This window comes from Nostoc sp. UIC 10630 (genome assembly GCF_010747425.1).
GTDB lineage: Bacteria > Cyanobacteriota > Cyanobacteriia > Cyanobacteriales > Nostocaceae > Nostoc.
In genome coordinates this window covers 1-16,547 of sequence record NZ_JAAGOG010000094.1, presented here as the reverse complement: position 1 = coordinate 16,547, position 16,547 = coordinate 1, and the positions used below count along the sequence as shown (strand labels likewise).

General features: G+C 42.2%; 6 protein-coding genes. All 6 read right to left on the bottom strand.

The window, feature by feature from the left end; genetic code table 11:
* Positions 1–25: 25 nt before the first annotated feature.
* Positions 26–4,942 (bottom strand): non-ribosomal peptide synthetase, encoded by a 4,917-nt coding sequence (locus G1O98_RS20780; protein WP_163931241.1) that lies wholly within the window; start codon positions 4,940–4,942, stop codon positions 26–28.
* A gap of 103 nt (positions 4,943–5,045) precedes the next feature.
* A complete protein-coding gene (locus G1O98_RS20775; protein WP_163931239.1) occupies positions 5,046–5,840 on the bottom strand; it encodes an SDR family oxidoreductase in 795 nt (264 codons plus the stop codon).
* Between the two features lie 12 nt (positions 5,841–5,852).
* On the bottom strand, positions 5,853–6,554 hold the full coding sequence (locus G1O98_RS20770) for a cupin domain-containing protein (RefSeq protein ID WP_163931236.1): 702 nt from the start codon (positions 6,552–6,554) through the stop codon (positions 5,853–5,855).
* A gap of 9 nt (positions 6,555–6,563) precedes the next feature.
* Positions 6,564–7,160 (bottom strand): LysR family transcriptional regulator, encoded by a 597-nt coding sequence (locus G1O98_RS20765; RefSeq protein ID WP_163931233.1) that lies wholly within the window; start codon positions 7,158–7,160, stop codon positions 6,564–6,566.
* A 145-nt stretch (positions 7,161–7,305) separates the two neighbouring features.
* On the bottom strand, positions 7,306–12,051 hold the full coding sequence (locus tag G1O98_RS20760) for a non-ribosomal peptide synthetase (RefSeq protein ID WP_163931230.1): 4,746 nt from the start codon (positions 12,049–12,051) through the stop codon (positions 7,306–7,308).
* The gene (locus G1O98_RS20755; protein WP_163931227.1) at positions 12,052–16,353 is read right to left on the bottom strand and encodes an SDR family NAD(P)-dependent oxidoreductase; all 4,302 of its coding nucleotides are present in this window, start codon (positions 16,351–16,353) and stop codon (positions 12,052–12,054) included.
* Positions 16,354–16,547 lie beyond the last annotated feature (194 nt).

The window sequence follows — 16,547 nt, the reverse complement described above, 5'->3', positions numbered from 1 at the left end:
AATTGAAAAACGAGATATCAACCTATTAACTGTTTAATTGGTCTTGGATGGCTGCTGCTAGCTGAAATACAGTAGGTTTTTCAAACAAGTAAATCAACGGTAGTTCGACTTGCAAAGCTGACTGTAGTTTGTATATAACTTCAAGAGTTTGAGCAGAATGCCCTCCCAGTTCAAAAAAGTTGTCTTGAGTGCTAATCTGCTCTATCTCTAAAATCTCTTTCCAGATAGCTAACACAACTTCTTCGATAGAATTTTGAGGTGTAATAAAATCCCTCGATATTGGGGAGACAACAGTTTGAGGGGGCAAACTTGGAGGTTCCGATATTAAGATAAGTTCAGCCAGACGTTGGTTATAATTGGTCGTTATTTTTTCCAGCAAAGTCTGAAAATTATCGACCATCTGGGTAATAGTGGCAGGCTCAAATAAATCGGTTCTGTATACGAGCAGACCTTCAATACCTGTTGATGTTTCTTCGAGCGTTAACTCTAAATCAAACTCTGCGGTATCTTTTGTATCTCTAGCAATAAACTGCTCCTTCAAAGTGAGATTTGCAAATTGTAAATTATCCTCTGGAGTATTTTGAAAGACAAACATTACTTGATTTATTAATGTGTAACTAGGATCTCTCGCAGGCTGGAGTTCTTCTATTAGCTTGATCAGGGGCATTTCTTGATGAGTGTAGACACCCAAAGCTACCTCACGCACTCGGCCAAGTAGTTCCCGAAAGCTGGGATTTCCTCCTAAGTTGGTACAAAATGGCAGTAAATTGACAAAGAAACCAATTATTCCCTCAGTTTCCACTCTGGTGCGATTGGCAAGAGCGCTGCTGACAATGATGTCTTCCTGTCTTGTATAAGAGAAGAGTAATGTTTGGAATGCTGCCAACAAGATCATAAATAGGGTTACGCCTTCCTGTTGACTCAGTACCTTGAGCGCATCTGTTGATTTCTTTGAGAGAACTATCGGTTGACCTGCACTTTTAAAAGTTCGCGCTGGTGGACGGGAATGATCAGTTGGTAGCTTCAATACAGGCGGAGTAGTGCCTAAATGCTTTTTCCAAAACTGAAGCTGAGATTCTAATACTTCTCCTTGTAACCACTGCCTCTGCCATTGAGCAAAATCGGTATATTTGATTGGTAACTCAGTCAGAGGTGACGGTTTACCCTCACAGAAGGCTTCGTAAACTTTTGCCAGTTCTTGGGTGAGGACACTAAAAGACCAACCATCAGCAACAATATGGTGGGTGACGGCAACGAATAGATACTCTTGTTCATCCAAACGCCAAAGTTTGCTGCGTAATAAAGGGCCCCGTGCCAAATCGAAAGGATGCTTAATTTCCTGTTCAGCTTGTTGTGTGGCTTGAGCTTCGCGCTCAGTTTCGGGGAGGTGCTGAAGATCGATTACTGAAAAGTCAAAGACAGGATCGTTAACAACAGCATAAACAACTTGGCCATTTTTAACCTGAAAAGTCGATCGCAATGTCTCATGTCGCCGGACAATTTCTCTTAAACTTTCTGATAATGCTTTCTCGTTAAGCGCACCTGTGATGCGATAGACCAAAGGCAGGTTATAGATGGAATTCCCTGGATAGAATTGGTCAAAAAACCACAACTCTAGCTGTGTTAAAGAAATTGGTATTGGCTCGCCTTGGGAGGGAAAGCTTTTGAGGGCTAATTCGTGATGATCTGGCGCTTTAGCTGTGGCGATTTTTTCGGCTAAAGGTGCGATCGCGGGAGATTCAAATAAACTCAATAGTGGTAATTCTATCCCAAATGCTTTGCGCGTTAAAGCAATAACTTGAGTTGCTAGTAAAGAATGTCCCCCCAAATCAAAGAAGTTATCGTAAATACCAACTCGTTCTAACCCTAAAACATCTCTCCAAATCCCAGCCAAGATTTCTTCGGTGGGAGTACGCGGCTCAACAAAAGTTTGACCTAATTCCGGTCGGCTGGTTGTTGGTTCTGGGAGAGCGCGACGGTTTACCTTACCATTGGGTGTGAGCGGGAACGATTCCATTTCTACAAAAGCCGATGGAATCATATAATCTGGCAATTGCTCAGTCAAATAAGTCCGCAGTTGTTCAACTGTGATTGTCTCTCCCACAATGGGGACAAAGTAAGCGACTAAATATTTTTCCCTGGCACTTTCCCCATGCACTTTAGCTACTGCTTGGTTAATTTGAGGATGTTTGCTCAGAACGGCTTCAACTTCTCCCAGTTCAACGCGAAAGCCCCGAATTTTTACTAAATCATCTATCCGTCCCAAAAACTCGATATTCCCATCTGGCAAGTATTGGGCTAAGTCCCCCGTTTTATAGAGGCGGGGATTGGGGATTGGGGACTGGGGACTGGCGAGAATTTCTGCTCCTCTGCTCCTCTGCTCCCCTGCCCCCCTGCCTCTTCCAAAGGGATTTGGTAGAAATTTTTGATTAGTCAAATCTGCACGGTTGAGGTAGCCACGAGCCAAACCATCACCACTCACGTAGAGTTCACCAGGAACGCCAATCGGCACGGGTTGAAGGTTGCTGTCTAACAGATAAACTTGCACATTGACGGCAGTTTTACCAATGGGTGGATAAATCGGCCATTCATCCGGCTTTTGACTAAAAGTATAAGCTGTCACTAAATCTGCTTCCGTAGGGCCATAGAAATTGTAGAGTGTACAATTTTCCAGACGCTTAAACAGCTTAATCATCGGCTGAGTAATTTGGAGTTGTTCGCCACAAGCGATCGCTTCCCGAATATTCTGAAATAAATGTTCTTGCTCTCCGTATATTTCTGCTAATTGCTGCCAAAGGCTAACTGGCAGAAAAACTTTACCAATTGGGTTGTTAGCAAGTAAGTGGATTAATTTATCTAAATCTTTGCGATCGCATTCAGAAATCATATACAGCGTACCTCCGAAGCCCCACGCCACGGATATTTCGTGATAGCTGACATCAAAACTCAGGGAAGCAAACTGAAGCACACCAATACCTGTGGCCATTTTTGCCTGATGGTGTTCTATTAAATTGGTAAGCGATCGCTGGGTAACAAGAGTGCCTTTAGGAGTGCCAGTAGACCCAGAGGTATATATGATGTAGGCTAAATTATCAGCTGCTACTTCAACTTGCAGATTGCTCTCAGATTCCTTGGCGATTTCGTCCCCAGCTTCATCTAACGCAATTAGACGATGAGCCAAGTTGCCATTAAATAATGACTGCAAATGTGTTTGAGTTAAGACGACTGGTGTTTGAGAATCGTTGAGCATAAACGCTAAACGCTCTGGCGGGTAGGTAGGATCGAGGGGAACGCAAACTCCCCCAGCCTTGAGAGTTCCTAAAATGGCGATCGCAGCAGCTAGCGATCGCTCGACACAAATACCCACTGGAACATCTGGTTTCACACCTAAACGTTGCAAATAGTGGGCAATTTTATTGGCTTGCTGGTTTAACTCTTCATAAGTCAATTGTTGATTTTCATATACCACCGCCAAAGCTTGGGGTGTTTTTTCAACTTGTTCCTCAAATAACTGATGGATGCAACGATTGATGGGATGCGCTGGTGAGGTAGCATTCCACTCGACTAAAAGTAAATCTTGCTCTGCTGAAGTTAGTAGCGGTAACTCTCCTGGGGTGCGATGAGGATTGATGGTAATTCCCTCCAACAGAGTGAGGAAATGACCAGCCATGCGATCAATAATCTCTGCATTAAAGCGATCGCGATCGTAGTAAATTTTCACCGTCATTTCCTCGCCAGGAATTGCCAGTAGTGTCAGAGGATAATTGGTTTGTCCCCTGTCTTGTAGCTCCCCGATGCTCAAGTTTCCAGGGAGTTGTTGCAACGTTACATTTACAGGATAGTTTTCAAATACAACGAGGCTTTCAAACAAAAGTTGATTTCGAGGAACTTCACTTACGCCTTGAATATCTACCAGTGGGGTGTATGAATACTGCTCCCGCTCTATATATTCTTGTTGCAACAACCCCAGCCAGGTTAACAAATCGGTTTTATCAGGGATTTTCACCCGTGCAGGTAGAGTATTAATAAATAACCCCACCATCGACTCCACACCAGATAAACTAGCAGGGCGGCCAGATACAGTAGTTCCAAAAACTACGTCAGACTCGCCACTGTAGCGACTTAGTAACAGCCCCCAAGCTGCTTGTACCAAGGTGGCAAGCGTCAGATGATGTTGTTGAGCAAAAGATTTTAAGATAGTTGTCCTCTCGGCTGATAGATATTGCGATCGCACATCAATATTTTGCTGTTGGTGAGAACTCTGCCCGATTGCTCGTTCAACTATCAAAGGCGTAGGTGCAGTAAAACCCTCAAGATTTTGTTGCCAGAACGCCTTCGCCCCAGCCAAATCTTGCTGCTGCAACCAATTAATGTAATCCCGGTAAGGGCGACTAGGAGCTAAATACAACTGTTGCTTATTCTGAATTGATTCATATAAAGCAAACAATTCTTGGAAAATAATCGGCCAACTCCAGCCATCAACCAGCAAGTGATGAAAACTCCAGACAAACTCATAAGTTTCATCAGCTACTCGAATTAAAGCAAGGCGCATTATTGGAGCTTTGTCAAGTTCAAAACCTTGTTTTCTATCTGAATCTAAGAAAGAATTAAGACGTATTTCTTGCTCTTGTTTAGAAAACATCCGCCAGTCTAAATTAGACCAAGGCAAATTCACTCCTTTACGCACTACCTGAACAGATTGTTTGCGATTCTTCCAAACAAAAAGAGTCCGCAAAGCCGAGTGTCGCTCTACCAAAAGTTGCCAAGCCCGCTCAAATATACCTGGATCTAAATTGCCATGAACAGTTAATTTAAACTGCTCAAAATAGATTGTCGATTCCGGCTCATAGAGAGTATGAAAGAGCATACCCTCCTGCGTAGGTGAAAGAGGATAAATAGATTCAATATCTTTATTTTTACTTTGTTTTTGTGCAACTACCATTTTTTTAAATAATATTAATTACGTAATTTATCTCTCTTCTTCTCTCTTTCTCTCTTTACTTCGCGTTCTTCGCGTCTTCGCGGTTCGTTTAAAAAAGTAATTGTTAAAAAGCAGAAGTTGACAACCCGCCATCAACTGGAATAGTAACACCCGTAATATAGCTAGCACATTCTGAAGCTAGAAAAGCAACCAAATTAGCAACCTCACTAGAAACACCCCGACGGCCAAGAGGAATCATCTTATTCGTTCCTTCGATAATTGAATCAACAGTCCGGCCTTCCTGTTGGGCGAACACTTCTAAATATTCTCTATGCCTTGGAGTATCAATCAGACCAGGATTGACACAGCTAACTAAAACATTCCACTTAGCAACTTGCGTAGCAACAGTTTTTGTAAAGTTGATTAATCCAGCGTTCGCCACACCCGATTTTACAAGACGACTAGAAGGTTCTTTTCCTGATGTTCCAACAATATTGATAATGCGTCCCCATTGCTGATTTTTCATCGTCGGTAGCACCAGATTCGTCATGCGAATATAGCCCATTAACTTACCTTCAAAAACAGACAACCAATCTTCATCAGATAGATTTTCTACTGCTTCATTAGAAAAGGTCGCTCCCTCGGAATTATTGACCAATATATCAATTTTTCCAAATTTGCTGATAGCTTCTTGGACTAAATTTTGAGAATCACTTGCATTTTGCACATCAGCACAAATCGGGATAATTTTCGATTGAGAACTAATCAAACCTTGATAAGCTTGTTCTAATCGCTCAGAATTTCTTCCACAAATTATTAACTGACAACCTTCTGTTGCCAGCTTTTGGGCAACGCTATAACCAATACCAGCACTTGCTCCTGTCACTAAAGCTACTTTCTGTGTTAATCCTAAATCCATTATAAATATCCTTTATGAAGTAGTTAGCGATCGCGCCATCATATCTGTCTTTAAAAAAGCATCTTTGACTGAAAGACGAGAGCGAGGTTTAATCAAAATTTCAATCAAAGATACTGTTTCATCAGAAGAATTATGTCCTCCATAAAGAGCGTCAGCAGGAGCATAATAAACACTACCATATTTTAAATTTTGCTGTTGTTCTTCTATTGCGATCGTCAATCGAGCGTTAAGAATTATTCCCATTGTTTCACTAGCAGCTTGGCGAATTGGGATTATTCCTTTTGGAGGAATTTTGGTGATGACAATCTCAAACCAAGAACCAACAACAGACTGACACTCAAAACCTGTAATTTCATCTTGAGTTGGTGAAACTTTTAGAATAGCCTCCTCAGCTTCCTCAGAATTTGTGATGCGTTTCACATCAAATGCTAATGCTGTTTCTGAGAAAGGGTTTATAGAACCATGAAGAACATTGTCACCAGCCACATAAACTTGCTGAAGGGGTTCAAGAATTTCTTTAGTACCATTAATATTAATTTCCAAACGCCCCGCGATTTGCATTCCAATTTGACTTTCGGGATGTCGATGTAATTCAAAAGTAGCCCCTGGGGGAATAGAAGCTAATTGCACAACTGTGTCTTGACATTGAAATGCGATTAACTCTACATCAGAATTAATTTTGATGGTTTTTGGTTGGGGGAAATATTTAGACATAACTTTCTGTTAATTTAATTTTTTCTGAAAAATCGACCAACTCATACGGATGTTTCCATAGATTGAAATAAATTCTAAATCGTAGGCTTTCACCGCATTCTCATTAGTAATAGCGAAATCGGCTAAACCCTGCATTACCTGAATCGCTGAATCGCTGGTAGAAGGAGACAAATCCACTTGTATTTGTGTTTGATCTTGAGAATCTGGCAACAGTTTCGTTAACAAAGGTAGAGGAGCAGGATGGGTAACAATTCTAGAACCGTTGAAAACTACCTCTTTATTTTTTTTCTTAGCCAATCCATAAACTGGAGTAGGATATATAAAAATGAAGCCTAAATCAAAACTTGGCTCCATATAAAACTCATTAATTCGGTCGTAAGCATGAGGGACTAAAGCCATATCTACTTTGTCTTGTAGCAAAGCTTCTTTGACATCTATAAAAGTATCAAATAACTGAGTTGATACAGTAAATTGTTCTGAGAGCAGATGGTTAGTTATATGCTTGGCAGCGTAGTCACTACTAGTAGCAGTAGGACCCAAAGTACCTATGACTAAGTTTTTGGAAGGAGGGATACGAGGTTGAAATTCAATCTGAAATTCCAGCATAGTTTTTCCTGAGTAATCATCATGATATTTTTTGGTAGCGAGTCATTAGTAGCTTTGTTATAAATTACCTCCAGGAATTTAGTTTATTTGCAGAAAATCTTGTTAAAACAGAAACCGGGTTTCTAGTATGGACAGACAACTTTATTTAATTAATTTCTGCTAGCAGTTCGTCCAAAGCTTCTTGGCTAAACTCAACTTCCGGGAAATCAGAAGGAGTATAGCCACCTGCCTCTGGGGATAAACAGTGGGTAATAATAGTTTCTAAGGCTTCTATATACTCATTAGCCAGATTTTCCACAGTGGCCCAAGAATGAAAATGCTCGCTATATTGCCACTCTAATTTCAGCTTCCCTTCAACAACTAATCCATCTACACTTAACAAATGGCGGCGCTGTCCTTTGGGGCTGTGAATAGAACCGCTAGACTCGTGGGCAAATTTCCATTCCAGGGTTGCTAACTGTATTTGATCGAATTGACCTAAGTAGTTAAAGCTCACCTCAGCTTTGGGGAGGGCTTTTAATTTATTGCGATCACTTTCATCCGGGCTAATATAGCGCCAGATGCCGTAATCAATACCTCGGTTGGGAATACGTCGTAGTTGCTCTTTTACCGACTTGAGAACCTCTCCGGGATCGTTGCGATCCTCAAGTTGTAAGAGAACGGGGAATATACTAGTAAACCAGCCTACCGTGCGGGACAAGTCCACATCATCAAACAAGTCCTCTCGTCCATGACCTTCTAAGTCAATCAGTAGGGAGTAAGAACTTGTCCAACGAGTGAAAGTTTGCACCAATGCCGTCAGCAGCACATCGTTAATTTGAGTGTTGTAGGCTCCAGGGACATCCTGTAACAGAGCGCGAGTCTGTTCTACACTCAGGTATACAGATACAATTTGACTAGAAGCTACAGTGTTATTTTGAGCAACAGCAGCATAATCCAACGGTAAAGGAGCAATTGGGAACTGCATTGAGTCCAGCCAATAATCTAGCTGTGAGTGGAGTTCTTGACTGCGGGCATAATCCTGCAATCGAATTGCCCAATCCTTAAAGGAAGTTGTTTTTGCAGGTAGTTGGATACTTTTGCCAACTTCTAATTGTTTGTATGCCTCAGATAAGTCTTCTAGTAAAATCCGCCACGAGATCCCATCGACAGCCAAGTGATGGATGACGATGAGTAACCGTCCGGGAGAATTGCCTAAGTGAAACAGAACGACCCGCATCAGCGGCCCATCTGCTAAGTTCAGCGTCCTTTGTGCTTCATCTGCCCTGATTGCGATCGCCTTTAACTGTTCTGCTGGGGGCAGATATGACAAATCTGCAATACCCAACGATACATCACTTGCATCACTGTTGTACTGCTGCCATTGCCCATCCTGCTGCACAAACCGCAGGCGTAAAGCATCGTGATGGGAGAGTAACTTTTGTAATGCCTGCTCTAGTAATTCCGGTTGCAAATTTGCAGGAACTTCTAGTAGGAAGGATTGGTTAAAGTGATGAGGTTGAGGTAGATTTTGCTCAAAGAACCAGTGCAGAATCGGTGTTAGAGGGACAACCCCTGTAACTAAACCTTGTTCTGATTGAACCGAATTAATTATACCAGCAACAGTAGCTAATTCAGCTATTGTTTGGTGTTGAAATAATTGTTTGGGAGTCAGTTTGAGTCCAGCTTGATTAGCTTTGGCAATAATTTGCATACTAATGATGGAATCTCCACCCAATTCAAAGAAATTATCGTGGATACCAACTTGTTTTAGTACTAAAACATCCCGCCAAATCTTTGCCAAGACTTCTTGAGTATGGGTATGGGGTGAGACAAAGCTAGTAAATTCGTCGGAATCGAACTCCGGTACTGGTAATGCCCGACGATCTACTTTCCCGTTGGGGGTAATCGGCAGAACTTCTAGAAATGTGAAGGATGCAGGAACCATGTAATTGGGGAGCTTTGACTTAAGAAATAGGCGTAGCTCATTACTGGTTGGCTGTGTCAATTCTGGGATGATGTATGCTGCCAAACTCTTAACACCAGGTATATCTTCTCTGGCGATCGCCACAGCGTCACGTACCTGGGGGTGTTGAGTTAAAGTAGCCTCAATTTCCGAAAGTTCAATGCGGAAGCCGCGAATTTTAACTTGGTGATCAATGCGACCCAAGAATTCTATATTGCCATCGGCTTGATAGCAAACCAAATCGCCCGTCCGATAAAGTCGTCCTTCGGGTGCGAAAGGGTTACGAATGAAGCGTTCTGCGGTCAAGTCGGGACGGTGGAGATAACCCCGTGCCAAGCTCTCACCACCAATGTACAATTCGCCAGTGACACCAATGGGTACAGGCTGCAACAGGGAATCTAGTATATAAACTTGGGTATTAGCGATCGCTCGCCCGATCGCAGGTGGTAAGTAAGCTTGTTGTCTTTTCGGAACAGTACCGGATGTTGCGACTACAGTATTCTCCGTTGGCCCGTAATTATTCACCACCTCAAAGGGATGAGAAGTCGAAGGATACTGATGAAGCTGATCTCCACCTGTGAGCAAAGTTCGCAAAGCCGCATTGGCCGGCCAATTTAATGACAGAACTTTCTCGGCCATTGGTGTCGGGAGGAAGCTAATGGTTATTGCCTTTGACAACAACCAGTCTCGCATTTGCTCAGGGTAAAGCCGGGTTTCATCATCGGGAAAGTGGATGCTCGCCCCAGCCGTCAGATAAGGCCAGATTTCCCAACCACAAGCGTCAAATGCTACTCCAGCAACTTGTGTTACTCGGTCAAGTGACGACACGGCAAAAGCTTGTTGATGCCAAAAGACGAGGTTTAATAATCCTCGATGTTCAATTTGCACTCCTTTGGGTCTGCCGGTGGAGCCGGAGGTGTAAATCACATAAGCCAGATTGTCAGTTGTCACCGTGTGAGGTAAATTCTCTGCGATCGTGCTGAAGGTTGCGCTATCAAGACAAACTACCCGCGCTTGATGTGGCGGCAGTGTTGTCACCAGACTTTCCTGGGTCAGCAGTACCGATACCTGGGCATCTGCTAGCATGAACGCCAACCGCTCTTGGGGATATGCCGGATCGAGAGGTACATAAGCCCCACCAGCCTTGAGAATGCCCAGCAATCCTACCAACATTAAGGGCGAACGCTCAATGCAAATTCCCACTAAAACTTCTGGTTTCACACCTAAAGTGTGCAGATAGTGCGCCAACTGATTCGCGCGGAGGTTCAATTGTTGGTATGTGAGAGACTCATTCTCATAGACTACTGCGATCGCATCTGGTGTTTTTTCTACCTGCTCCTCAAACAACTCATGGATGCATTTGCTGTGAGGATAAGGCGTATAAGTATCATTCCATTCCACTAACAACTGATGTCGCTCCGGCTGACTCAGCATTGGTAATTCACCAATGGATTGATTTGGATTAGCAATAATCGCTGCTAACAAAGTCTGGAAATGACTTGTCATCCTCGCAATGGTATCTGCCTCAAATAGGTCGCTGTTATATTCCCACGAACCTATTAGTCCCGCTTTTGTCTCCCAAACTGCCAAGGTCAAATCAAACTGAGATGTTCCACGTTCTACAAATTGAGGAGTCAGGGTGACATCAGGCAATTCTAATGTATCCAACAAGAAATTCTCTAAGACAAACACCACTTGGAATAGGGGATTGTAGCTGAGAGAACGTTCTGGTTGCAACGCTTCTACCACTTGTTCAAAAGGAACGTCTTGGTGAGTGTAAGCGGAGGTTGCAACTTGTCGCACTTGAGAGAGAAACTCATTGAAACTGGGATTTCCTTTAATCTGGTTACGCAGTACCAATGTATTGACAAAAAAGCCAATCAATGGTTCTATTTCCCTGCGGTTGCGGTTGGCAATGGGGCTACCAATGCAGATATCATCTTGACCACTGTAGCGAAACATTAAAACGACGAAAGCCGCCAGTAGGGTATGAAATAGGGTAGCTCCTGACTGTTGGCTGAAGGTTTTGATTTGCTTGCTCAAATTCTGGTCAATTTGAAATTCCTGGGTAGCACCACAGAAAGTCTGAACGGCGGGGCGTGGTTTGTCTGTGGGTAGTTCTAATAAGGGTGGCGCATCGGCTAACTGTTGCTTCCAGTAATTTAGTTGCTGTTTTTGAATTTCCTCAGTCAACCACTGTCGCTGCCAAACTGCAAAATCAGCATACTGGATGGGCAACTCAGCCAGAATCAAAGGGGAATTAAGAGTAAAACCTCGGTAGAGGGTGGACAATTCTTGGATGAATATCCCCATTGACCAGCCATCTGTGATTATATGGTGCATGATCAATACCAGGATATGGGACTCCGATCCCAGGCGCAGTAAAGTAACCCGCAACAAAGGGCCATTACTCAAATCAAAAGGTTGGCGAGCTTCCTTGGTGACAATCTGTTGTACTTCTGATTCTTCTATACCTTGCAAGTCTAAAACTGGCATTGCCAACGCCAAGCTAGGAAAAATTACCTGCAAGGGTTTTCCATCCACTGCTGGAAATATTGTCCGTAAAATTTCGTGGCGGCGGATGATTTCGTTGATACTTTGCTGTAGAGCTTCTACGTTGAGTACACCTGCAACGCGCAGCTGTAAACCCTCGTTATAAAATGGGCTTTGGCTTTCTAATTGATAGAGAAACCACATCCTCTGCTGGGCAAAGGATAAAGGCAACTCTTCAGAGCGTTCTATAGATGGTATTGGCTCAAAAGAGGAGTCTGTTGCAATCTGAGCTTCTTCTAGAAAAGCCAGGATTTCTGATTTGCGCCCTAACAGTTGGTTTTTCAGGTCTGGGTTTATCACTCCCTTGGGAGCGCGATAATTTAACTGGCCGCCTTCCAGCCAAATTTTGATGCCTAAACTATTTAAATAAGATACAAATTCTATTATTGTCATTTATAATACGCCTCCCTCATATTCTTTTTCTGCGTCATCCATAGCTGCATTCCATGTGGTGACAACAGTTTGTAGCGCCTCCAGACTTTCTGCCAAACCAGCTACAGTCGGGGATGCAAAAAAACGATTTGGCGACAATTCAACAGAAAAAGTCTCGCGCAACCGAGAAATGACTTGGAAGGCTAGCAAAGAATTTCCTCCCAGTTCAAAGAAGTTGTCATGAATGCCGATCTGGGGTATGCCTAAAACTTCTTGCCAGGTTTGAGCTATTTGCCGTTCCGTTTCGTTTCGGGGAGTGATCGCTCCTATACGAGTCATCCCCCTAGCCAATAATTCTCGATTAATTTCGCCCTTGGCAGTGAGAGGCATTTGTGATAGTTGCACAAAGTCACAGTTAACAGTTGTTGTGAAGCGATGTCTTCGACGGGCTACGCCTACGCGCACTGTAAAATCTGATAATTCTGGTACGGCAGAACCGTTACTCGTAGTGAAATAGGCAGTTAATTTCTGTAACCCTGGAAACTCCGAGGTAAAACGCCGAATTTTGGGATTGCTACCATCTAAACCAACTATCATCTGTGCTTGGTCATGATATAAACCAGCCAAGAAGGAATACAATCCTTGTTGCAGGCTCATCTCATAAAAGCCTTGAGCGCGGGTGATTTCTTGCCTCTGATAACCCTTGTTAATCCCTGTATCACGCCAAATTGTCCAAGCAAAGCAATAGCTGTGCAACCCACCAATAGAACGTTGGTATTGATTAAAGCTTTCCAAAAAATTGTTAGCAGCAGCATAAGCGGAAATGGTAGCGCCACCAAAGAAACTTGCTAAAGACGAAAAGCTAATGAAAACCCCCTGCCCTTGCTTCTCCAGTAATTGATGCAGTACCCAAGCACCTAAGACTTTGGGACGTAAAATTGCAGCTAAACTCTCTGGTGTTTCATCTACTAACATCTGTTCGTGGTAAGTTCCCGCCAGATGAATCACCCCATCTAACTGACTTCCCCAGTTAGATTTGACTTTTTCTACTACTTGCTGTGTGGCTTGCAAGTCGCAGATATCCACTGCCTCATAAACCACCGCTCCAAGCTGCTTTAATTCTTGATAAGCTTTAATTTTGTCTGATATTGTTTTGGATACAACGTCCGTACTTGGTAGAGGAGTGCGACCTAGTAATAGCAATTTGGCATTAAAAAATTTAATTAGATATTTAGCAATTTCAATCGCAACACCTCCAAGTCCACCGCTAATCAGATACATTCCTCCTGGTTTAAAGGGAAGTTCTTGCTTAGGTTTGTCTTGCAGTTTGACTTTTTCCAAACCTGCAACAAAACGCTGTCCATCCCGGTAAGCAACCTCTTGGTCTTTTGATAAAACCTGGAGTTCTTGTAGAAGATAGTTACCATCCATCTGTATTGAATTTGGTGTCAAATCGATGTGGCGGCAATTTAACCAGGGTATTTCTTGGGGAATAGTTTTAACTACACCTAGAACTGGGGATTTTTCATAAGCTATCTTGTCTGTTGGTTGTGTCGACTGGGTATAGCTAGAAACAAATAATAATTGAACTAAATCTTGGGATACCTGAGTTTTTGCTAGGGCTTGGACAAGAAACAATAAACTGTAAATTCCCTGCTCTTGGGCTTTTTCCAGAGCTTCTATGCTTTTGATTTCTACGCCATATTCTTGATAATTCCACAAATGCAAAATTTGACCAATGGTCAGGTTGTCTGCCTTTATAGTCTCAAACAATAGCTGATAATGACCTGCATTTCCAGGAGTTAAACAGAAATTATTAGGACTTTTTTTAGTAAAATACGATCCAGGTGAGACACACAGATATGGCAAGTTTTGCTTTTGCAATTGCTGACAAACAAATGTACCTAATCCAAACTCGTCAAGGAATACTATAGTCAGGCTATTTTGGGATAAAGTCTTTAAAACCTTGGCTTGCTTACGTCGCCAGACTTTTTGGTAGAACCAATCAGGAATCGTGTTGGTATTGTCTAGCAAGATATCGAATCGTTTGAGAATTAAGTTAAATTCACCTGCATGGAAGCGATCGCTAAGTTGCGATCGCTGAATTTTACCAATAACGGTTTTGGGGATATCTTCTTTAGCTAATAAAATTAAATAATCAGGATTTAAGCCGATTTTGTTCACCACTGTTTGGCGAATTTTCTTTAGTAGCTCTAGCAGTTTTGCTTCTTCTGTAATCGGCGAACTGAAGAAAATAGCCAGTTTCTCTGTTGAATCATCAGCATTGCACACTGCACAAGCGGCAGTGTAGGACACTTCAATTTCTGCAATTTCTTCAACTACTGCTTCAATTTCATGGCTGTAGTAGTTGGCTCCATTGATGATAATAGTTTCTTTGGCACGACCAGTAACCACTAATTGTCCGTTGGTAATAAATCCTAAATCTCCAGTATCAAACCAGCCATCTTTTAAAAAGGATTGACCGTTGGCATTGTGGTTGTTGTAATATCCTGGAGAAACGGCATCGCCTTTAACTTGCAAACGCCCTATGGTGTCTTCTCTTAATACAGAGTTTTGCTCGTCTACTATGCGAATGGTAATTCCAGGAATGACTGAGCCTAAATCAGTAAAAATACTGTAATTCGGATGATCTATTTTTACTCGTTTAATAGTACCTTGCAATATAGATTTGTCTACTCTATGGAACAACAAAGGTGCTTCTTGGAGAGGCTGATAATATGTAATTCCCGAACCCATCTCAGCCATACCAAAGGCTGGGCGAATTGCCGTTGCTTTGAGTCCATAGGCAACCAAGCTTTCTCGAAAATCCTCCACAGCTTTACTAGAGACTGCTTCACCAGCTGTCAGTAGAAATTTCACGCACGATAAGTTCCAGTTTTGTTCTGGTTCTTGTTTGAGAGAGTCATTAACTATCGCATAAGCAAAGTTGGGTGCCCAGCTATGAGTAACCTGGTATTTATTAATTAAATCCAACCAGTTGAGAATGTGACCCAAGATATATTCTTTCTGTGCATAAACCAGCGTGCAACCTAATTCCACACCACGAATATGCCAGTCGGAAATGCTGCCAATGTGATCGAACGGCAGCCAATTCAAAATTACATCTTCTGACTCGTGTTGATTAAGTAGGTTAGCTCCTCTGGCGCGAGCAATGAGATTTTGATGAGTCAATTGAACGCATTTTGGTATTCCTGTACTGCCAGAAGTCAGGTTGAAAATAGCTACCTCATCTGGTTGACTATGGTGATATTGTTTACTGACAGTATTGTTTTTTAATACTTCAATTGTGCCTATCTTGAGGCGTTCTGTTGGTAGCCATTGCGATAGTAATTCTATCTCTGGTTTGAGAACTTCTGTAGTTAAGATAACTGGACTATCTAAGAACGGCCAAATATGACAAAGCTTATCCACCACCTTGTTTGATTCTCTATAAGTCGGTGGCACTTCCATGATTACGGGAACAAAGCCTCCCAATATGCAGCCCCAAAAAGCTGAAATAATGTCACAGCTAAGTTCCATTTGCAATATGACTTTGTTTTTTGGCTTGAGTCCCAACTTTCTCAAACCAGCAAGAATCTGCTCTGCAACTTCCAGTAACTCAGCGTATGATTGGCGTAGTTCTGTGCCATCGGGCAACAGGTAAATAATTCCCCCACTTGTAACCTGTTGAGCAGCTCTTTGCAAAACTTCGGGCAAGGTAATAGGTGCATTGGGATCATCCGGTAGAATACCGCCGTGGCTGATGGCAAGTGGCTTTGGCTCTGAGAAATGTTGTTGTGTATTGGCTTGGGAGCCTATGGGAATTGGGGCAACGTTAGCGATGGGCAAAACCCCGCCTCCCGCGATCGCGTTCTTGTCTTGCCAATCTGGGATCAAATCCGATAAATGGAGTGAGGGGATATTCTTTCTCAACTCCTGCACCACTACCACTGCCTGTTCAATTTTGTGATGCGAGTTTAGTTGCTTTTCTACTTGCTCAATTAAACTTTCATCAACAATAGGAATGTTCATCAGAGCCAATTCGTCTACCTCTCCTGTGGCAGTTAAAGGTATATATGATACTGGTACTACGGCTTTGGGTAATAATGCTTCCCCGGACACATTTTGAAGATAAGAGCGAATTTGCTTTAGCGAGTTATTTGAGCTTGAAACAATATATGGTACAACTTCCAGTGGATATGTTTTATTCACAATCACTGTGCATTCCTTTAATGGAGCTTTCTCCAATAAAACTAATTCAAATTTAGTTTTTATTTGTTGTATTTTTTTCAAAAATAAACTCTCTTCTTCTAAAAAATTCATTTTTACACTCTTTACTATAATTTAAATATACTTAAAAATTACAAGCTTATACTTACTAATCTATAATTTAGGCAACCGAAAAACTATTGTAAACACTACTCTGTTTTATATTGCAAAATATAAATTTTGCTGTTATTTTATATCAATTAATTCAGGAATAGCCTTTTTTTGTTATATCAATTTACTATAGATAA

Bases quoted from the DNA above. Each gene is read 5' to 3' on its own strand.
- G1O98_RS20780 (WP_163931241.1), bottom strand. From the start codon at position 4,942: ATGGTAGTTGCACAAAAACAAAGTAAAAATAAAGATATTGAATCTATT.
- G1O98_RS20775 (WP_163931239.1), bottom strand. From the start codon at position 5,840: ATGGATTTAGGATTAACACAGAAAGTAGCTTTAGTGACAGGAGCAAGT.
- G1O98_RS20770 (WP_163931236.1), bottom strand. From the start codon at position 6,554: ATGTCTAAATATTTCCCCCAACCAAAAACCATCAAAATTAATTCTGAT.
- G1O98_RS20765 (WP_163931233.1), bottom strand. From the start codon at position 7,160: ATGCTGGAATTTCAGATTGAATTTCAACCTCGTATCCCTCCTTCCAAA.
- G1O98_RS20760 (WP_163931230.1), bottom strand. From the start codon at position 12,051: ATGACAATAATAGAATTTGTATCTTATTTAAATAGTTTAGGCATCAAA.
- G1O98_RS20755 (WP_163931227.1), bottom strand. From the start codon at position 16,353: ATGAATTTTTTAGAAGAAGAGAGTTTATTTTTGAAAAAAATACAACAA.